Below are 16,392 nucleotides of genomic sequence, written 5' to 3' on the forward strand. Positions count from 1 at the left end.
GTCATCGGCGCGCCCCCGATCTGTCATCAAAACGTATTCCAGCGCCTCTAGCCGGCCAGCGATGGGTGGCACGAAGGGTTCTACGCGCGACGGGGCGCTGATGGTCGGCTGGGCGCGGCTGCGCGACCAAATCGCGCGGATGACGCGGCGCGACGATGCCGAGGATCTGCTCCACGATGCGTGGATCGGCATCACCCAGCGGCAGACGCAGGCACAGAACAGCGAGGCGCTGCTCGCCCGTGCGGCTGCCCACCGCGGCATCGACGCCTATCGTCGCGAACGTCGGATGGGATCGACATTGGTCGCCGAACCCGCCGCCGACGCCATCGCCGATTGCCGCCCCCTGCAGGATGAAGCGCTCATCGCCCGCCATCGCCTCGAACGGCTGCGCAGCGGCGTCGCGCAGCTGAGCCCGCGCACGCGGGAGATCTTCTTGATGCATCGGCTCGACGGCCGTAAATATCGCGAGATCGCGCAAGAGCTCGGGATCAGCCAAAGCGCTGTCGAGAAGCATATCGCGAAGGCGATGGCGTATCTGGCCGATTGGATGGAGAATTGGTGACGTGATCTTCCGCAGCGAGCCGGAGCGTATCAACCGGCAGGCGGCGGACTGGTTGGCGAGACTGCACGCAGACGATCGCGCGGCCGAAGACGAGGCCGCGTTTCGCGCGTGGCGGAAGGCCGATCCGTCGCATGAAGACGCGTTTGAGCGCGCCTCGATGATCTGGGATGCCGCCGGCGGCCTGCGCGATCAGCCGTTCGCGCGGGACATGCCCGCGCCTGCGGCGCGCCTGTCTCGCCGTGCGGTGCTGGCGGGGGGCGGCGCGCTGTTCGTTGCCGGCGGGCTGGGGCTGGGCTGGCAGCAGGCCTATGCCGGCGTCTATCATACCGGCATCGGTGAGCAGCGACGGCTGGTGCTCGAAGACGGTTCGCGGGTGATGCTCGATACAGACACCAGCATCCGCTTCCGCGCCGGCAACGCAGCGCGCACGCTCTCGCTCGCCACCGGCCGGATCGACCTCGATATCGCCCGCGACACCCGCCCCTTCGTGATCGAAGCGGGCGAGCGGCGGGTGATCGCAGCGGCAGCGCGGCTCGACTTGCGCCGCGACGGCGACGCTGTCGCGCTGACCGCGATTCAGGGCAACGCACGGATCGACGCGCCCGAGGCGGTGGGCGCACCGGCAGCGGTGCCAGTTCCGCAGGGCACGCGCATCGCGATGGCTCGGGGGCGCCCCGATCGCCTCGACCAGCCCGAGCTCGACGACCTCATCGCCTGGCAGAGCGGCCGGCTGGCCTTTCGCGACGAGACGATCGCGCAGGCCGCCACCGAGATGAACCGCTACAGCAAGCGTGCGCTGGTGGTCTCCGATCCCAAAGTCGCGGCGCTGCGGCTGAGCGGCGTCTACCGTGTCGGCGATCCCGAGGCTTTTGCACGATCGCTGGCGGTGCTGCTACCGGTGCGGGTGGCAGCGGACGGCGAAACGATCCGGATTTCTGCCGCCGACTGATTTTTTTCACGCAGGGGGGGTGAGGAAAAGCCCGCCGCCATCGTCGAGGGGGCGAGCGCTCGCAAGGAGCGCGACACGGGGACATCAAGATCATGACAAGTCTGAAACGGCAGCTTTGCCGATCGGCGGCGCTTGCGCTCACGCTTTCGACGCTGGCGGTCGCCACCGCCGCCGAGGCGCAGGCGATGGCGCGCCGCGTGCGCATCTCAATCGCGGCGCAGCCGATGGACCGCGCGCTTGAGCAGCTCGCCCGCCAAAGCGGCAACGACATTCTCTTCACCCGCAGCGCGGTCGAGCGGCTGACCGCTCCGGCGCTGGCCGGCGAGTTCGATGCCGAGACCGCGGTGCGCCGCCTGATCGCGGGCAAGCCGCTGACCGTCGTGCGCGACGAGACGGGCGCTCTGATCGTGCGCCCTCAGGTGGCGGCGGCCGAACAAACGCCATCCGTCGCCCGCGCTGACGCGCCTCCGGGCGAGGACATCGTCGTCACCGCGCGCTTCTCCGACGGCGTCGAACGCGCGCTCGACGTCAAGCGCAACGCAGACTCGATCTCGGATGCGGTGGTCGCGGCGGACATCGGCAAGCTGCCCGCCTTCAACGTCGCCGAGGCGCTGCAGCGCGTGCCCGGCGTTACCATCGTCCGCGAGGCGGGCGAGGGCCAGTTCATCAGCGTGCGTGGTCTGGGCCCGAACTTCCAGGCGGTGACCTTCAACGGCATGCCGCTCGCCTATAACGAGAATATCCGCAACTCGGGCCAGTCCGGCCGCCAGTTCCGCCTGCAGGTGCTGCCCGCGCAGCTCATCGACAGCGTGGTGGTCACCAAATCGCCCACCGCCGATCTCGTCGAGAGCGGCGTTGGCTCCACCGTCGACATCCGCCTCGCCAAGCCGCTCGACCGTGGCTCGTTCGTCGCCGCCAGCGCCTATGGCGGCTATGAGGAGCGCACCGACACCTTCAATCCCAATGGCTCGATCGCCGCGGGCTGGCGCAGCGCGGATCGCAGCTTCGGCATCCTCGGCGGCATCTCCTACACGAAGCGCGAAGTGCAGTTCGACCGTCTCCGCCTCGGCTGGGACGATGCCGAGATCGCGAGTCTAGGCAGCTTGCGCGTGCCCGGCGACGCACAGCCCTATCTGGAGCTGGAAAATCGCAAGCGGCTGAGCGCGGTTGTCGACATGCAATGGCGGCCGACGTCCAACCTCGAGATCGAGATCGACGGCCTCTACTCGCAGTTCGACAATGAATCGATCGAACGGCGGCTGACCTACTACATCCCCAGCCAGCTCTCGCGGCTCGACCTGTCCACCGCGGTCGTCGAGGACGGCCGGCTCGTCGCCGGCACGATCCGCGGCGCGCGCATCCGCAACTATGCCGAATATATGGAGCAATCGCACGAGAACCTGCAGCTCAACGGCATAGTGAAGCTTAATCTGGGCGGCTGGCATATCGAGCCGCGCTTCAGCTATGCCCGCGCGCGCAGCGATCTCGATACGCCGATCCAGCGTGTGCAATATCGCACCGCCAACGGCCGCGGCGGCAATTTGACGTTCGATTTCAGCGGCGATGTGGTCGGCAAGGGCCGGGTCACCTCGCTCTACAGCGATCTCGACCTCACCGATCCGTCGCTGATGCCGTTCGAGAGCTTCGCGGTCCGCCCGATCAATTCCGAGGATGAGGACAAGACCGCCATCCTCAACGTCTCACGTGACACCGACTTCGGCGTCGGCGGGTTCAACGTGACCCGCGTCCGCTTCGGCGGCCAGGCCTCCGACCGGTACCGCGATTATCAGCGCCGCGACCGCGCCACCACGGTGCTGCGCGACGGCCTCACCCGCACCGGCGACTTCCTCTCTTATCCGGTGCCGGGCAACGCCTTCGACCAGTCGATCGTCAACCGCCAGCCCTGGACCAATGTCGACTGGGATCTGTTCAACCAGTCCTATGTGCTCGCCGGCGAATATGATGGCGTGAACCCCAGCGCCTACGACCTCGAGCCGAACGCCGCCGACCTCCAGAATTCCTACCGGATCGGCGAGAAGATCTATGCCGGCTATGGCCGGATCGATTTCGAATCGGTGATGGGCGACGTGCCGGTGACCGGCAATCTCGGCGTGCGCTATGTGCGCACCGAAACCACTGTGCGCGGCACGACGGTGTCGGCGGTCGCCAGCGGTGCCGGCGGCGTGACCACCACGGTGACGCCGGTGACGACAAAGGCGCATTATGCCGAATGGCTGCCGAGCGCCAACGCCACCTTCCGCTTCACCGACAATGTCCAGCTTCGCCTTGGCGTCGCGCGAACGATGACCCGGCCGTCGCTTTCCGAACTGCGCAACTCGATCAACACCAACAGCGTCACCGTCACCAGCATCTTCAACGAAGGTGCCGCGGCGCTGGCCGATCCGACGCTCAACCTGCAGGCGTCGGCCGGCAATCCGAACCTGCGCCCCTACACGTCGTGGAATTTCGACGCGTCGTTCGAATGGTATTTCAGCAAGTTCGGCGCCTTCACCGTTGCCGCCTTTCACAAGGATATCAGCGACTATGTCGCGTCCGACTTCGAGACGCGGACATTGGCCTTCGCGGTCAATGACGGCTCCACCCTGCCCGTCGACATTCTCGTCGCCACGCCCACCAACGTCGGCGACGCGAAGATCTCGGGTGTCGAGTTCGGCTATACCAACAAACTGCCGTTCGGCCTCGGCGTGACCGCGACCGCGACCTTTGCGACCACCAAGCTGGAACTGGACCGCGCCGGCGTGGGCCTGCAGTCGGCTGGCATCCAGGGTGTTTCGGACGTGAGCTATTCAATCACGCCTTTCTTCGAGGCAGGACCATTCGAGATCAACGTCAGCTACACCTATCGCAGCAACTACATCACGGACTCGGGCGCACTGGTGACTTCGCTGCCGACGCCGGATGATGTCGTCGCCTATTACCAGAAGGGCTTCGGCATCGTCGACATGGGCGCCAGCTACCAGATTCGCCCCAATATCGAGGCCTTTGTGCAGGCGGTGAACCTGCTCGATCAGCGCCAGGTGTCTTATGCCGGCACCAAGGCCGAGTTCACCGAGATCCACACCTTCGGCCGCTCGGTCAATTTCGGCGTCCGCGCGATGTTCTGATCGGGGATCGAACATCTTGAAGCCGGTTGCCGGGCGCGCTTTCAGCGCCTCCGGCAACCGGCGGCATCAGAAGCTTACGTTCAGCGATGCACTGAACCGGCGCCCATCAAGGACGTGGGCGAAGCCATCTTCCGGCGATACCTGCGTATTGGTCAGCTTATAGACGCCGACATTGATCCGCACATCCCCAGTCGCGGTGACAACGCGCCGAAATTGTGGAAGGTGTAAGGTGGATAGCGGAAATCATTGGTGCCCGAACCGCTGGAATTCGTCGTGCGGCCGGAGGTCTTGCCGCGATAGTTCAACTGCCCTCACAGCTTCACCGGCTCCGAGACATCCCAATCGAGCGATGCGTTGAACACATGCTCCGGAATGTCGTGGAGCGGCTTGTCGGCATTGACGCCCGATGTCTGCTCCGTCTCCGGATAGGTGGAGCCATGGCGATAGCGCAGCGCGTCGGTGATCTTCCATTCGACCGTCCACGCGACGCCCTTCAGCTTTACAGAATCGACATTCTCATAGGTGGCGTAGCCGAACTGGTGCGTCGGATAGGTCACGCCATTATGTTCGCACATGGTGTTCTGCGCGCAGATGCGACCGGTGCGCAGCAGCTTGTCCTCGAACTCGCTGTTATAGGCTGTCAGGCTGGTCGAGATGCCCGCATCACGATTGACGTAGCTGACCCCGGCTTCATAGTTCAGCGTCTTTTCCGGCTTTAGCGCCGGATTGCCGATGATGACGCGACCCATCGAGGTCGAGCCGAAAACGGTCGCTGCGAGGCGCAGGCTGGGCACCTTGTAGCCGGAGGTGATGCCGCCCTTGATCGTCAGCGTTTCCGTGGCGTTGAACATGGCATAGGCCTTGGGACTGAAGCGACCACCGAAGGTTGCTGGCCCGGCGCTTCCCGCCCCCCGGCGGCAAAACATTCTTGTTCTCTCAATCGCCTGGCTCCGATCGCAACCCTCTCTGAACGCCGCGCGGCACGATGGGCGCCGTGCACCGCCATTTGCCCCTTCTCTCTGCAACATGAGTGTCATCAACCGCGCCTAGCGGCCAAGGGCACGCAATGCTGGGGATCTTGATTCGATGAGCGCGACGATGGCGATGGATGCGGCAGGCGCGCGGCCGGATCTCGACAAGGGGCTGGGCATTGCCGGCAAGGTCGGCTTTCTGGCTACCATCATCGCGGCTTTGCTCTATGTCGCGTACAGCATCTATGCCGATGCCACCGCCGCGGGCGTGGAGCCGACCACCTACCTTCCCTTCGCGCTGCTGTTCATCGCGCTGCTGATCGCGCTTGGCTTCGAGTTCGTGAACGGCTTCCACGACACCGCCAACGCCGTCGCTACGGTAATTTATACCAACGCGATGCCCGCCAATGTCGCGGTGGTGTGGTCGGGCTTTTTCAACTTCCTCGGCGTGCTGCTTTCTTCGGGCGCGGTGGCTTTCGGCATCGTCTCGCTGTTGCCGGTCGAACTGATCCTGCAGGTTGGCTCCAACGCCGGCTTCGCGATGGTGTTCGCACTGCTGATCGCGGCGATCCTGTGGAACCTCGCAACCTGGTGGCTGGGCATCCCCTCCTCCAGTTCGCACACCTTGATCGGCTCGATCATCGGCGTCGGCGTTGCCAACGCGATCATGCACGGCAAGAGCGGCACCGCCGGCGTCGACTGGAGCAAGGCGACTGAGATCGGCAAGGCGCTGCTCGTCTCGCCGCTGATCGGCTTCGGCGTGGCGGCGCTGCTGCTCATCGCGATGAAACTGCTCGTGCGCAACAAGGCGCTGTACGAGGCGCCCAAGAATGGCGTGCCGCCGCCGCCGTGGATCCGCGGCTTGCTGATCTTCACCTGCACCGGCGTGAGCTTCGCGCACGGCTCCAACGACGGCCAGAAGGGCATGGGGCTGATCATGCTGATCCTGATCGGCACGGTCCCCACGGCCTATGCGCTCAACCGCGCGGTGCCCGCACATTATACCGCGGAATTTCATGACCGCTCGCGCGCCGCCGAAATGGCACTGGGTCAGCCGGTCCCCACCGAAGCCGATACCAGCGCCGCACGGCGCGAGATAACGCGCTACATCGCCGACAAGAGCTTCAGGCCCGAAACGGTGGCCTCCCTCACCTTGCTCGTTCATGATGTCGACCAGCAGGTCACCGAATATGGCTCGCTGGCCAAGGTGCCGGCGGCGGCGGTGAGCAACATGCGCAACGACATGTATCTCGCGTCCGAGGCGATCAAGCGGCTGGGCAGCGAAAAGGCCGCTGACCTTTCGGAGCCGCAGCAGGCGACGCTCAAGACCTACAAGGGCTCGCTCGATGCCGGCACGCGTTTCATCCCCACCTGGGTCAAGGTGGCGGTGGCGTTTGCGCTCGGCCTCGGCACGATGGTCGGCTGGAAACGCATCGTCGTCACCGTCGGTGAGAAGATCGGCAAGACCCACCTCACCTACGCGCAGGGCGCCGCCGCCGAGCTCGTGGCGATGGGCACGATCTTCGGCGCCGACCATCTAGGCCTGCCGGTTTCGACCACGCACGTCCTCTCGTCGGGCGTGGCGGGGACGATGGCGGCCAACAAATCCGGCTTGCAGATGAGCACGGTGCGCAACCTGCTCACCGCCTGGGTGCTCACTTTGCCGGCCTCGATCATCCTGGCCGGCCTGTTGTATATGGTGTTCGCCCAACTGATCTAAGCGGAGGCTGCCATCGTCGCGGAACCGCCCAGATTCGTGCCCCTACCCCTCTCGCTCGGGGGGATGGGCCCCGGTTTGATCTGGGGGATCGACTTCACCGACGAGGGTGCACAGCCCGTACAGCGTTGCGAGGCCCAACCCGCCGGACGTTTCCGCTGGCTGCATCTCGCGCTGGCCGACCATGGCACGCGCAGCTTCATCGAGCGCGCGGACCAATTGCCGGCGGATGTGCGCGAATTGCTGCTCTCGCCCGACACACACCAGCGCGCGCTGGTGGATGGCGGCACGGTGGGCTGCGTGCTGCATGATTTCGAGCGCGACTTCGACGTGGCGGATACCGCGCGCGTCGGCGCGCTGCGTATCGCGCTGACTCCGGACCTGATGCTGACGGCCCGGCTCCACCCGCTGCGTTCCGCCGACATCGCCAAGAGCCGCCTCTCCAAGAGCGCCTCGCCGATCGGCCCAGCGCAGGCGCTCGATCTGCTGGTCGGCGCGATCGGCGACAACATCACCGACATCAGCCGTACACTGGCTGCCGATGTCCAGCACGCAGAGGACGCCTTCCTCGATGGCCACCATCCGCCCAGCGCGCGCGACCTGATCGGCATCCGTCGTCGGCTGGCACAGATCCACCGCCTGCTCTCCGGCATGCGCGGCGTGTTCCAGCGGCTGGAAAAGGATGAGGAACTGCCCGAAGCATTGCTGCCAACGGTCGAGAAGCTGACGCAAAGGCTGCAATCGCTGGATGCCGACACATTGGAGGTACAAGGGCAGCTCCGCCTGCTGCGCGAGGAACTTGATATCCAGGAAGCGCAGCGGACCAACCAGAACCTCTACATCCTGTCAATCGTCACCGCGTTGCTGCTGCCCGCGACGTTGGTGACGGGTATCTTCGGGATGAACACCGGCGGACTACCCCTGGCCGAGGGACCGTGGGGAACGTTCCACGCAACGGTGCTGGCGGCGATGGCGGCCGCGGCGACCTATTTCTGGTTGCGATGGATGGGGTTCATGCGGCGATAGGGCCATGCGCCGTTCATTGCGCGTTCGGCGGGGACGCGGCAGCTTGACGTCCCATGGTCATCGCCCACCTCGACCGCCGCGCCGTGCTGACCGGCCTCGCTGCGAGCCTTACCGTGCCTGCCCTCGCCCAGCCGCAGCGTCGAAGCGCCACCGCGCTGATCGCCTCGGCGCGCCGCCAGGTGGGCGTCACCCTCAGCTATGACCCGGCCTATTCGGTGCTGGCCTTCCCCAATGGCGACGTGCCCCGCGGCAAGGGCGTGTGTACCGACGTGCTGATCCGCGCCTATCGCGACGCGTTCGGGATCGACTTGCAGGCGCTGGTCAACACCGACATGAAGGCGGCCTTCTCCGCCTATCCCAATACCTGGGGGCTGCGCCGCCCCGATCGCAACATCGATCATCGCCGCGTCCCCAATCTGCAGACCTTCATGGCGCGCAAGGGCGGCAAGCTGCCCGTTCCCACCGATGGCGGCGGCTGGCGGCCGGGGGATATCTTCACCAGCCTCGTTGGCGGACGGCTGCCGCATATCGGCATCGTCTCGGACCGGCGCGCCCCCAGCGGTCGCTGGTCGATCATCCACAATATCGGCGCCGGCGCGCGCGAGGAAGACGCGCTTCTCGCGCATCCACTGACGGGTCGCTACCGCTTCATGCTCGACGGCTGATCCGGACAGGCATTGCCATGCACCCTTCCCGGGCTCCAAGCATTGATGGGCAAGGACGCGCGTGGAGGGCGGCATGAGCGAAGATTTCCTGATCTTCGGGTCCAACGATGTCGACCTCGCGCGATCGCCGTTGCGCCGGTCGCTCGACGCGCTGACCTATGTGCTCGGCGCGTCCAACCCGGGTCTGGCGGTGCTGACCTCCGGCAATCTTCTTCTGACGGTGCGCGTCGCCGAGGCGCTGCAGGAAGCGATAACCGGCGAGCATGTGCTGGCGATCCGCTGGACACCGGATGGCTATGTGCTCGACCGGCACCCGCTCGTCGGCGCCAGCATGAAGGATCCGCGCCAGTCGAGACTGCACATGCCACCCACCGCATGCTCGCGCTCACCTCTCTGTCATGGCTGCCGCCGGTGGAACCCCTGATGGCGGCGGCCGCATCTTGGCGGTCCATTATGACAAGGCGATCCAGCCCGCCGCATCCTACCAACATGATGGCATCGAGGACGCGCGGATCAGCGAGGTCGACAGGTGCTGGTACATGACCACCTGTTCGGTCTCTGCCGAACGCCACTGCATGACGCTCTAAACCTGTGACAACGGCCTCGACTATCGGCTGGACGGCGTCGTCCTCGACCATCAAAACAAGGATATGATCCTGTTCGAGGGCAAGGTCGGCGGTCGCTTCGTGGCACTCACCCGGCCGCGGGGCGAATTCCATTTTCACCTGTGCGCCGGAAAGCCCCCTATGTTGGCGCCCCCCGCGATCAACCTTGCCCAATCGCCCGACGCGCTCCACTGGAAGCCACTCGATCGGCCCTTCCTAGTCCTCAAGCGCGGCTCGCTGGCCAATATGAAGCTGGGCGGCGGCAGTCAGCAGGTGCTGACCCCTGAGGGCTGGTTGATGATCTACCACGGCGTGGAGACGCGCGAGGCAGTTGGCATCTATCGCAGCTTCTGGGCGCTGCTCGACCGCGACGATCTATCAAAGGTGCTGCGGCTCGAGGACGAGGTGCCACTGCTCGAAGCCAATGCCGCGCCCATCGCCGACCGCCTCTATCTGCAGCACCCGGCGGTCTTCACCACCGGCATCGCCGACGCCGACGATCCTTTTATATCATCGCCAGCGGCGAGGCCGACCTCGCCTGCCACATCACGCGCATCGCGAAGACGTCAATTCGATGATCGATGATGTGCAATATATTGCACATCATATAAGATCAAGGGTCGACCGGGCTGGGGCCGAGCCGAACACAGCACCGAATTTTTGACTTTCGGGTGCGGAACCGACATGTCGACTTCGTCGGTAGAACATGGACGCAGGGTCGATGAGAAGCGCATTCACCGCCGCTGTCGTTGCCGTTTTCGGCGCGTCGATGGCGTTGAACATCACGGGAGCGGTCGTCGACGCGCATTGGCTTGCGCTGCCCGCGCTAGCGGTTGGCTGGTATGTCGCCGACATGCTCTCCGGCCTGATCCACATGTATATGGACTATCGCCCCTGCCCCCCGGGCCACGGGCTGGACCGGCTCTATTTCTATGAAGGCTCGCGCGCGTCCGACGAATATGCCAGCCTGTTCCGCGCGACGATGAAGCCACTCAACCCGTTCGAGCGGCTGGTCTACGACTTCAAGAACCACCATCCCCGCCCCGACGCACTCGGTCGCCGCGCAATGTGGCGCCAGATCGGGTCGACGGTGATCGCGGGCACCCTGCCCGTTTCGCTGCTGCTCAACCTCGTCTGGCTGACTGTGGGGCTGCCCGGCTGGGTGATGGCCGGGTTCGTGGCGCTGCTGATCGGCGGCAGCTTCGCCCAATATTTCCACGGCACGCTGCACCGCGCCGACAATCCCTGGATCGTGCGCGCGATGCGCCAGGCCGGGCTGCTGATGACGCCGGAAGCGCACCAGCTTCATCATGACACGTTGAAACGCGACTTCAGCACCAATTGCGGCTGGTCCAACCCGCTGCTCAACCGGCTGTTCGACAGAGCGCGGGCACGCGGACTTTTCGATGAGTCCGGGCTGGAGCCAACGACATGATCGGTGCAATTGTTCCGGCCCCGGCGCATCATTTCTCCGTGCATCCACTTGCTTTTTGCAAAGGCATAAAGAAAGGCCGCCCCTTAGGGGCGGACACAACACACTGCGCACTTTGGCGCGAACGCGAGTCGAACGTGGGCATCTGTTCAGGATAATCTATTTATTATGGGTCGGAATTTTTCGGCGCGGTTGCGGGGTGTCAACCGGCTCTTCCTTTTAACAGTCGCCATTCCAACGGCTCTGGCGATGATTTATTTCGGGTTGATCGCCTCCGATGTTTACGTATCGGAGTCGCGTTTCGTCGTTCGCAGCCCCGACAAGCAGCAAACGGCGGGCCTCGGCTTCCTGCTCAAGAGCACGGGTTTCGGCAGCGCCGGCGAAGAAATTTATGTGGTTCAGGATTATGCCCTCTCGCGCGACGCGCTGAAGGAACTCGATCGCGGAGGCGAGGTGTCACGGTCCTACAGCAATCCGCGCGTGGATTGGTTCAACCGCTTCGGCAGTCTTACCGATGGCAGTTTTGAATCGCTCTACAAATATTACCAGGCGATGGTGACGACCGAACATGACACCACGTCCACCATCACGACGTTAACCGTCCGCGCCTACACGCGCGACGAAGCTTTTCGATTGAACGAGCGCCTGCTCCAGCTGAGCGAGACGCTCGTCAATCGCCTCAACATCCGGGGCCAGCGCGACCTGGTGGTCTATGCCGAGCGCGAAGTTGAGGAGGCGGAGGAACGCGCACGGCAGGCTGCCGGCGCGCTCGCAGCCTACCGCAACCAGCAAGGCGTGGTCGATCCGGAAATTCAGGCGAAGGCAGTCCTTCAGCTCATTTCGAAACTGCAGGATGAGTTGATCGCGACCCGCACGCAGTTGGTTCAATTGCGCGCCTTCGCTCCCCAGAATCCACAGATCGGGGCGCTTCAAGCGCGTGCCGCAAGCATTCAGCGCGAAATCGACGACGCGATGTCGGGCGCGGCAGGAAACCGCCGTTCGCTGGCGAACCAAACCACGCAGTTCCAGCGCCTGCAGCTGGAGAGCCAATTTGCCGATCGCCAGCTCGCCAGCGCGATGGGATCGCTGCAGGAGGCACGGAACGAAGCACGTCGGAAGCAGGTCTATCTTGAAAGGATCGTGGCACCGAACCTTCCGGACAAGGCAATCGAACCCAAGCGTTTGCGCGGCATCTTTGCCACGTTCGTCCTCGGCCTCGTTGCCTGGGGTATTCTCTCGATGCTGCTCGCCGGCATACGTGAGCATCAGGGCTGAGGCGGATGAGCGGCCTAAACGCCCTTTCCAACGGATGGCTGATGCAACGCCGCGTGATCGGCGCGCTGCTGATGCGGGAAATATTGACCCGCTATGGCCGCCACAACATCGGTTTCCTTTGGCTGTTCGTCGAGCCGATGCTGTTCACCATCGGCGTGACGACGCTCTGGACGCTGACGAAGGCGACCCACGGTTCAGACCTTCCGATCGTCGCATTTGCGGTAACCGGATACTCGAGCGTGCTGCTCTGGCGGAACATGCCCGGCCGCTGCATCGGCTCCATCCAACCGAACCTCTCGCTGATGTTTCACCGGCAGGTTAAGGTCATCGACATCTTCATCTCGCGCCTTTTGCTTGAGGTTGCGGGTGCGACATCATCCTTCATCACGCTCAGTTGCATATTCTATTCAATTGGTTGGATGAAAATGCCGGAGGACGTTCTTCAGGTCATCATCGGCTGGTTGATGCTGGCATGGTTTGGGGCTTCGCTCGCGATGCTGCTCGGTGCACTCGCGGAAGAGCATGAGACCGTCGACAAGCTTTGGCATCCCTTTTCCTATCTCATGTTTCCGCTGTCGGGCGCGGCGTTCGTCGTCGACATTCTGCCGAAAATCGCGCGCGATGTCGTGCTCTACCTGCCGATGGTGCACGGCGTCGAATATCTGCGCGGCGGATTCTTCGGATCCGCATTCAAGCCTCACTATGACATGGCCTACATGACATTCTGGTGCCTGGGCCTGACAATCCTTGGGCTTGCGCAAACACGCAAGATCAGCCGCGCAGTGGTGCCGGAATGATTGTTCTGGATCATGTCAGCAAAAGCTACCCCACCCGGCACGGCCAGATCACCGTCCTCGACGACATCGATCTCACGATCAAGCCTGGGGAAAAGGTCGGTATCCTCGGCCGGAACGGTGCCGGTAAATCTACGCTGATCCGCCTCATCAGCGGCGCCGAGCGGCCGACCAAAGGTGCGGTGGAGCGTCGGATGAGCGTCTCCTGGCCGCTGGCCTTCGGCGGAGCGTTTCAATCCGCATTGACCGGACTCGACAACCTCCGCTTCATCTGTCGCATCTACGGCATCGATGCCAAGGATAAGATCGACTATGTTCAGGAGTTCTCCGAACTCGGTCGTTTTCTGGGGGAACCGATCCGCTCATATTCGTCGGGCATGCGGGCGCGACTGGCGTTCGCGATCTCGATGGTAATCGAATTCGACTGCTTCCTGATCGACGAGGTCGTGGCTGTGGGTGACGCCCGCTTTCAGGAAAAGTGCCATGAAGAACTGTTCGTCAAACGCGCCGATCGCGCCATGATCATCGTTTCTCATGACATGACCTACATTAATCACCATTGCGAAAGAACGAGCGTCATCCATCAAGGACGCTGCTTCAATTTTGATAATATCGAAGATGGTGCCGAGTACTACCAGGCTACATACGCATAATTGACAAACAGGAACTCTCTCTACGTACCGATCAGGGCAAGGATGGTCGGCGGAAATACTTCGAAATGGACGGCAATGCGCATAGTTGTTGACACCTACAATCTTTCCAAGAAAGGCGGCACAGGCGTCGCGAGCTATGCACGCGGATTCACGAACGTTGCGCGTCGGCAGGGCCATGAAGTGGCCTTGCTGACCAGCGAAATCTTGAAATCGCGAGGCAATGCCTTGATGGAAAATGTCGCGCTCGCAGATTCTGAGCGATCATCCGGAGGGCTAATCCGGCGGAAGATGGGCAAAATCTGGGGATCGATGCGCGCGCTTGCTGGCAACCCAGTTCATCCCTTCACCCCTGTCGGCGAAGTTCATGGCGGCGTCGATCGCCTGCCTGAGGCCGACTTGATCTGGAACAGCCCTGACATCTTCAGGCGTGCGATCGGCGCATATCGCACGACGGGCCGGACCACGAAGATCGACATACCGGGTGCCGATCTGGTGCACTGGACCTATCCCCTGCCCATCAGTGCCCGCAATGCCGCGAACGTCTACACTATACACGATCTCGTCCCCCTCAAGATTCCGGAGGCGACGCTGGACGACAAGGATCGATATTACCGGCTCTGCAAGCGCATCGTTGACCAAGCGGACCATATCCTCACGGTCTCCGAAGCATCGCGTTCGGACATCGTCAATATGCTGAACGCGGATCCCGCGAAGGTCTCGAACACCTATCAGGCCTGTGATGTCGAGCCGGAATTGCTGAGCCGTAGCCTCGAAGAAGAGGCGGGCTACGTCAAAGGCGTGTTCGATCTCGATTGGAAATCCTATTTCCTCTTCTTCGGCGCCATCGAGCCGAAAAAGAATATCGGCCGGATCATCGAAGCCTATCTCGCCAGCCGTGTCGCAGCGCCATTGGTCATCGTTGGCGCTCCAGGCTGGAAATCTGAGGACGAGATGCGGCTGCTGGATTCGTTGCGACATACGCCGATGGCGAAGCAGATCCTCCAGGTAGAGTATCTTCCGCGATCGACTTTGGTCTCGCTGATCCGTGGCGCCAAGTCCGTCCTGTTTCCGTCTTTGTACGAAGGGTTCGGATTGCCGGTGCTCGAAGCGATGTCCCTTGGCACCGCAGTGATCACCTCGACGGCCGGCAGCCTTCCCGAAGTCGGTGGGGATGCGGCGCCTGCGGTCGATCCTTACGACACAACAGCGCTGATGCGCGCGATCCAGCAGATGGATGGGGATCAGGAATTCCGTCTGCAATGCGAGGCTCGCGGCCGCGTTCAGGCTCGATTGTTCAGCGCTGAGGCCTATGGCGCACGATTGAGCGAGGTTTTTCGCCAGTTCGGCACTATGTCCGTCCAGGCACCCTGGTCGAACATGACAAACGCCGTCAACGGCGAGCAGCAGGAATATCAGCGATGAGTCTCCCCCGCGCGATGTGGCGCCTTGCTTCCCTGGTGGCATTGGGTGCCGCTTCTCAGTCTCTCGTCGGCTGTAGTTCCGGTTTCATGTCTTCTGCGGGCCCCTCGACGGGGAACATGCTGAAGGTGGGGAAGCCTGCGGACACCTCCGGCATCGCCTTCGTCGAGATCGACGATGTGGTGGCGCGGCGCCTGCTCTCCTCCGAAAAGCGCGACCTCTTCTCGACGACATTGGGCGAAGGCGTGCCTGTCGGAACGATCGTCAGGCCCGGCGATGCCGTCGAAGTCACGCTTTGGGAAGCGCCGCCCGCGGCCCTGTTCGGCACGAGCCCGGCCGGCGCGCAGTCGATCCTTGCCAACACAACTTCGCAATCGGTCAGCCTGCCCGAACAGACGGTCGATCTGACCGGCAAGATCAACATCCCCTTCGCGGGCATGATCGATGCCTCGGGTCGGACGACTGCGCAGATCGAGGCGGAGATCATCCGACGCCTGAACGGCAAAGCACATCAGCCGCAGGCGCTGGTGAGGATCGTCAGAAATTCCACCGCTACCGCGACCGTGGTCGGCGAAGTGGGCGGAAGCAGGCTCGTCCCGCTCAGCCCGCGGGGTGAGCGCCTGCTCGACGCACTGGCGTCGGCCGGCGGCACGCGTCAACCGGTTGGCAAGACGACGATCCAGATCACGCGCGGCGCGGAGGTTCACCGCATGTCGCTGGACCGTATCATCGCCGATCCGCGGCAGAACATCATTCTTCAGTCCGGCGATGTCGTGACCGCGTTGTTCCAGCCCTACAGCTTCACCGTCGCCGGCGCTGCCGGTCGCAACGAGGAGATACCGTTCGAATCGTCGGGGCTGACGCTCGCTCAGGCGCTGGGCCGCATCGGCGGACTTCAGGATCAGCGGGCTGACGCACGCGGCATGTTCGTATTCCGCTTCGAGGATCCGGCAGCGCTCGATCCCACAGCGGCGATCGCGGCCCGTCGTACGCCGGACGGCCGGGTTGCCGTCATCTATCGCGCCGACCTGCGCAATCCGGCGACCTTCTTCGCGGCGCAGAGCTTTCCGATGCGCGACAAGGATATCATCTACGTCTCCAACGCGCCCCTGGCGGACCTGCAGAAGTTCGTGAACATCATCTCCTCGATCGTGTTCCCGCTGGTCACGCTGGAGAATGCGACCAGCAACTGAGTGCGG

General features: G+C 63.5%; 16 protein-coding genes. 15 read left to right on the plus strand and 1 reads right to left on the minus strand.

The annotated features are described in order from the left end of the window. The first annotated feature begins 61 nt into the window (after window positions 1–61). From FHS96_RS14330 to FHS96_RS14340, 3 genes are all read left to right on the plus strand, one after another. Window positions 62–562 carry an RNA polymerase sigma factor gene (locus FHS96_RS14330; RefSeq protein ID WP_429592594.1) on the plus strand — a complete coding sequence of 167 codons (501 nt, stop codon included), beginning with the start codon at window positions 62–64 and terminating at the stop codon, window positions 560–562. Between the two features lies 1 nt (window position 563). Beyond that, complete coding sequence (locus FHS96_RS14335) at window positions 564–1,511, plus strand: FecR family protein (protein WP_429592597.1); 948 nt, start codon at window positions 564–566, stop codon at window positions 1,509–1,511. 92 nt (window positions 1,512–1,603) lie between these two features. Further along, window positions 1,604–4,636 carry a TonB-dependent receptor gene (locus FHS96_RS14340; protein WP_429592600.1) on the plus strand — a complete coding sequence of 1,011 codons (3,033 nt, stop codon included), beginning with the start codon at window positions 1,604–1,606 and terminating at the stop codon, window positions 4,634–4,636. Window positions 4,637–4,947: 311 nt separating this feature from the next. Here the strand turns inward: FHS96_RS14340 and FHS96_RS14345 are convergent, their stop codons facing one another. Further along, a complete protein-coding gene (locus tag FHS96_RS14345; protein ID WP_429592603.1) occupies window positions 4,948–5,487 on the minus strand; it encodes a TonB-dependent receptor domain-containing protein in 540 nt (179 codons plus the stop codon). A gap of 235 nt (window positions 5,488–5,722) precedes the next feature. Between FHS96_RS14345 and FHS96_RS14350 the strand changes: the two genes are divergently transcribed. The 12 genes from FHS96_RS14350 (at window position 5,723) to FHS96_RS14405 (ending at window position 16,386) form a co-directional block, all read left to right on the plus strand. Beyond that, window positions 5,723–7,327 (plus strand): inorganic phosphate transporter, encoded by a 1,605-nt coding sequence (locus FHS96_RS14350; RefSeq protein WP_429592606.1) that lies wholly within the window; start codon window positions 5,723–5,725, stop codon window positions 7,325–7,327. 75 nt (window positions 7,328–7,402) lie between these two features. Then, window positions 7,403–8,350: a transporter gene (locus FHS96_RS14355; RefSeq protein ID WP_429592609.1), complete on the plus strand. Its 948-nt coding sequence runs from the start codon at window positions 7,403–7,405 to the stop codon at window positions 8,348–8,350. A 53-nt stretch (window positions 8,351–8,403) separates the two neighbouring features. Further along, complete coding sequence (locus FHS96_RS14360; RefSeq protein ID WP_429592612.1) at window positions 8,404–9,015, plus strand: DUF1287 domain-containing protein; 612 nt, start codon at window positions 8,404–8,406, stop codon at window positions 9,013–9,015. Between the two features lie 73 nt (window positions 9,016–9,088). Then, window positions 9,089–9,439 carry a hypothetical protein gene (locus FHS96_RS14365; RefSeq protein ID WP_429592615.1) on the plus strand — a complete coding sequence of 117 codons (351 nt, stop codon included), beginning with the start codon at window positions 9,089–9,091 and terminating at the stop codon, window positions 9,437–9,439. 16 nt (window positions 9,440–9,455) lie between these two features. Further along, entirely contained in the window at window positions 9,456–9,602 is a 147-nt protein-coding gene (locus FHS96_RS14370) for a hypothetical protein (protein WP_429592618.1), read from the plus strand. A gap of 63 nt (window positions 9,603–9,665) precedes the next feature. Further along, a complete protein-coding gene (locus FHS96_RS14375; RefSeq protein WP_429592621.1) occupies window positions 9,666–10,205 on the plus strand; it encodes a glycoside hydrolase family 130 protein in 540 nt (179 codons plus the stop codon). 136 nt (window positions 10,206–10,341) lie between these two features. Continuing rightward, entirely contained in the window at window positions 10,342–11,055 is a 714-nt protein-coding gene (locus tag FHS96_RS14380; protein WP_429592624.1) for a fatty acid desaturase CarF family protein, read from the plus strand. A 246-nt stretch (window positions 11,056–11,301) separates the two neighbouring features. Then, window positions 11,302–12,327 (plus strand): KpsE/RkpR family capsule polysaccharide export protein, encoded by a 1,026-nt coding sequence (locus FHS96_RS14385; RefSeq protein WP_429592627.1) that lies wholly within the window; start codon window positions 11,302–11,304, stop codon window positions 12,325–12,327. Between the two features lie 5 nt (window positions 12,328–12,332). Continuing rightward, on the plus strand, window positions 12,333–13,124 hold the full coding sequence (locus FHS96_RS14390; protein WP_429592630.1) for an ABC transporter permease: 792 nt from the start codon (window positions 12,333–12,335) through the stop codon (window positions 13,122–13,124). Then, window positions 13,121–13,774 carry an ABC transporter ATP-binding protein gene (locus FHS96_RS14395; RefSeq protein ID WP_429592633.1) on the plus strand — a complete coding sequence of 218 codons (654 nt, stop codon included), beginning with the start codon at window positions 13,121–13,123 and terminating at the stop codon, window positions 13,772–13,774. Before FHS96_RS14390 ends, FHS96_RS14395 begins: the two co-directional genes overlap by 4 nt. A gap of 42 nt (window positions 13,775–13,816) precedes the next feature. Continuing rightward, complete coding sequence (locus tag FHS96_RS14400; protein ID WP_429592636.1) at window positions 13,817–15,196, plus strand: glycosyltransferase family 4 protein; 1,380 nt, start codon at window positions 13,817–13,819, stop codon at window positions 15,194–15,196. 116 nt (window positions 15,197–15,312) lie between these two features. Further along, a complete protein-coding gene (locus tag FHS96_RS14405; RefSeq protein WP_429592638.1) occupies window positions 15,313–16,386 on the plus strand; it encodes a polysaccharide biosynthesis/export family protein in 1,074 nt (357 codons plus the stop codon). Window positions 16,387–16,392: the final 6 nt, after the last annotated feature.

The organism is Sphingomonas zeicaulis (assembly GCF_050433225.1).
Classification (GTDB): Bacteria; Pseudomonadota; Alphaproteobacteria; order Sphingomonadales; family Sphingomonadaceae; genus Sphingomonas_D; species Sphingomonas_D zeicaulis.

What these genes read in the sequence shown, in the direction of transcription:
- FHS96_RS14385 (WP_429592627.1), top strand. Translation starts at nt 11,302, where the DNA reads ATGATTTATTTCGGGTTGATCGCCTCCGATGTTTACGTATCGGAGTCG.
- FHS96_RS14345 (WP_429592603.1), bottom strand. Translation starts at nt 5,487, where the DNA reads ATGTTCAACGCCACGGAAACGCTGACGATCAAGGGCGGCATCACCTCC.
- FHS96_RS14360 (WP_429592612.1), top strand. Translation starts at nt 8,404, where the DNA reads ATGGTCATCGCCCACCTCGACCGCCGCGCCGTGCTGACCGGCCTCGCT.
- FHS96_RS14330 (WP_429592594.1), top strand. Translation starts at nt 62, where the DNA reads ATGGGTGGCACGAAGGGTTCTACGCGCGACGGGGCGCTGATGGTCGGC.
- FHS96_RS14340 (WP_429592600.1), top strand. Translation starts at nt 1,604, where the DNA reads ATGACAAGTCTGAAACGGCAGCTTTGCCGATCGGCGGCGCTTGCGCTC.
- FHS96_RS14380 (WP_429592624.1), top strand. Translation starts at nt 10,342, where the DNA reads ATGAGAAGCGCATTCACCGCCGCTGTCGTTGCCGTTTTCGGCGCGTCG.
- FHS96_RS14395 (WP_429592633.1), top strand. Translation starts at nt 13,121, where the DNA reads ATGATTGTTCTGGATCATGTCAGCAAAAGCTACCCCACCCGGCACGGC.
- FHS96_RS14400 (WP_429592636.1), top strand. Translation starts at nt 13,817, where the DNA reads ATGGTCGGCGGAAATACTTCGAAATGGACGGCAATGCGCATAGTTGTT.
- FHS96_RS14390 (WP_429592630.1), top strand. Translation starts at nt 12,333, where the DNA reads ATGAGCGGCCTAAACGCCCTTTCCAACGGATGGCTGATGCAACGCCGC.
- FHS96_RS14405 (WP_429592638.1), top strand. Translation starts at nt 15,313, where the DNA reads ATGCTGAAGGTGGGGAAGCCTGCGGACACCTCCGGCATCGCCTTCGTC.
- FHS96_RS14375 (WP_429592621.1), top strand. Translation starts at nt 9,666, where the DNA reads ATGATCCTGTTCGAGGGCAAGGTCGGCGGTCGCTTCGTGGCACTCACC.
- FHS96_RS14365 (WP_429592615.1), top strand. Translation starts at nt 9,089, where the DNA reads ATGAGCGAAGATTTCCTGATCTTCGGGTCCAACGATGTCGACCTCGCG.
- FHS96_RS14350 (WP_429592606.1), top strand. Translation starts at nt 5,723, where the DNA reads ATGAGCGCGACGATGGCGATGGATGCGGCAGGCGCGCGGCCGGATCTC.